We start from the raw sequence: 2,468 nt of genomic DNA on the forward strand, positions 1-2,468 counted from the left end.
GAAACTACAAAATAAGGGTTTCAGCATACTTTATCCTGCTATTCATGGTCAGCCAGACCCCCACCTTAATACTGAGAGAGAAGCGAAGAAGGTAGGTGGAGGATAACTGCTGGCATGTGCCCGATTGGTTCAACTAACCATCAGAGGGGATAAAGCCCTCCCTCTGATGGAAGTTTCACTTTATTGCGATTTAGAAGCAGATACATAATCATAGGCAGTGATGGCAAATTCTATCGCTTGTCGTTTATGAAAATCCATAAAATCCTCACCTAAAAGCTCATTTAATTTTTGAAGTCGTTGGTAAAGGGTTTGCCGAACGATATATAAATTTGTCGCAGCTTCTTGCTTAGAGCCATTACATTTGAGGTAAGTTTTTAATGTTTCCATTAGTTTTCCGTTATTTTGCTGGTCATAAATGAGTACAGCTCCTAAATAATCGGAGATAAAATCATCAAGAGCCCCTTGTTCGTTAGCTATCGACACTAGACGAAAGATATGTAAATCGTCATAAAAATAGCTCACGTGTCCTTTTGGCATGTTCTCTTGAATGATTAATGATTCTTGTGCCGTGTGATAGCTCTTTTTTACATGACTTAATTTATCGATAAATTTTCCGACACCAAATTGGATTTGTCCCACCTTGTGCTTTTCCATTAGCTCTGTTTTTTGCAGATGTTCGATTCCTGCTTCGATTCTACATTTCCAATCACTAGTTTTCCGCTTGTTCAACAATATGAACATTATTTGATTCTTCCTTACAGTAGTTAAAAGAAAAAAACCCTGGTGTTCAAATATAGAACGAAAGAGTATTTTTAAATAAGTAAAATCCGAGCTTTTTTGGTCATAGTTATCGATTTTACAAAGTAACACAATACAACCGTTTATTTTGAGGTTAGGCTCAAAATCTGAAACGTATCTATGAATTCGCTCTTCGCTATGTGCCCCATCGAGCCATTTTTGAATCCATTCCGTTTCATCAGCCTTCCTTCGTTCTTCAACATATAACTCACGTAATAAATTTTGCGCCAATGCTATGGCACTTCGGTCTACTATAAGTGATTCAAATCCATTTATTTCGGATTCAGAAACCACAATGAGGTCTGCAAATTTTTGATCTAAGGCTTGTATTGATTGACAAAAAATAGTTACGTCCTTTTGTACGTTATCTTCTCTTAATAGTTTAATGATTTTCTCTTGTTCATCAGGCGTTTTTTCGGAAATAATTTGGATTTCGCCTTCTTTTGAACGATACAATACTGTCATTTGTAAATAATCATGTAACAACTGTAAGATTTTTGATTGGGAGTTAGATGTAAGAAGCAACTGATTTAACTGATGTGAATAGTCTTCTAAATCTGAAATCATTTGATAGTGTTTTTTCAATAAAAGAGTGTGTACATCTTGTGTAATATCAACAAACCGTACTTCATGATAGAAAACAATTAATGGGAAATTATTACGATCAGCTAATTCTATAATTTCTTTTGGCACGTCAAGTATATACTTTCCTAATTCAATACAAAGTCCCGCAGCGTTAGAATCAATAAATTCTTTAAGTAATGAAAGAAAAATTTCTTTATCTCCTTTCCATCCAACCCCTGTAGAAAGGATAAGTTCATTTCCGTTTAAGAGACTTCCAATTCTAGGTATTTCCATTACATGTAGCCATTTTACCGTTCGAAAAAGTCCGGCTTCCCCTGCTATCACTTTTGCATTTTGAAAATGCTTATGCTGTAAGATTTCCTGTACTGATAGTTCAACCCCAGTATTCATTTTATCGTACACCTCTTTAGAGTTTAGAAACTTTAATTCTAATAATAGTTTACATTGTATTTGAAAATTGAGAATTATACAAAATAATTCTTATGAATGGAAATTAGCATATTCCAATTAAAGTAAGATATACTATTAAACTCTATTTTTAATATAGTTGAACAATATGATGGTTATAGTTCTCAAGTTTTCTTATAACACCTGCTTAATATGACATATGTCATATACAACACTTTATAAATACTGTAATTTATAAAGTGTTGTATAACATAGAAGATATTTTATATAAAAACTTAGCTTTTGCGCTTTGTATTATAACAGGACCTCATATGAATGCGTTAATAAAGTTTTTAATAAATAGTTTGTGTGTGATAACTAGAAAAACTAACTATATTTGGAGGATTAATATGAAGTACGAAATTATAATATTTGATGCAGATGAGACTTTATTTGATTTTAAAAAATCTGAACAAGATGCTCTTAAAAATACTATGCTTGCATTTAATATAGAGTATGATGAAAACTATCATTTGAAAGTATACAAAGATATAAATACAGCTATATGGAAAGAGCTGGAGGATGGACTTATTACTCAGAAAAAATTAAATGTTGAAAGATTTAAACGGTTATCAGATAAATTAAATGCTGAATTTGATGAAATGGAATTTGCACAATTATATATGAAACATTTATCT

2 protein-coding genes are annotated in these 2,468 nt (G+C 32.1%); one reads left to right on the forward strand and one right to left on the reverse strand.

All coding sequences use genetic code 11. From position 1 onward, the window contains the following. Positions 1 to 180: 180 nt before the first annotated feature. Entirely contained in the window at positions 181 to 1,773 is a 1,593-nt protein-coding gene (locus LRP84_RS19945; protein WP_230576679.1) for a PucR family transcriptional regulator, read from the reverse strand. Between the two features lie 407 nt (positions 1,774 to 2,180). On the opposite strand from LRP84_RS19945, the gene LRP84_RS19950 reads away from it, so the two are divergent. Next, the coding region (locus tag LRP84_RS19950) for a YjjG family noncanonical pyrimidine nucleotidase (RefSeq protein ID WP_496559685.1) at positions 2,181 to 2,468 on the forward strand (288 nt) is incomplete at its 3' end.

This window comes from Bacillus rhizoplanae (assembly GCF_917563915.1).
Classification (GTDB): domain Bacteria; phylum Bacillota; class Bacilli; order Bacillales; family Bacillaceae_G; genus Bacillus_A; species Bacillus_A rhizoplanae.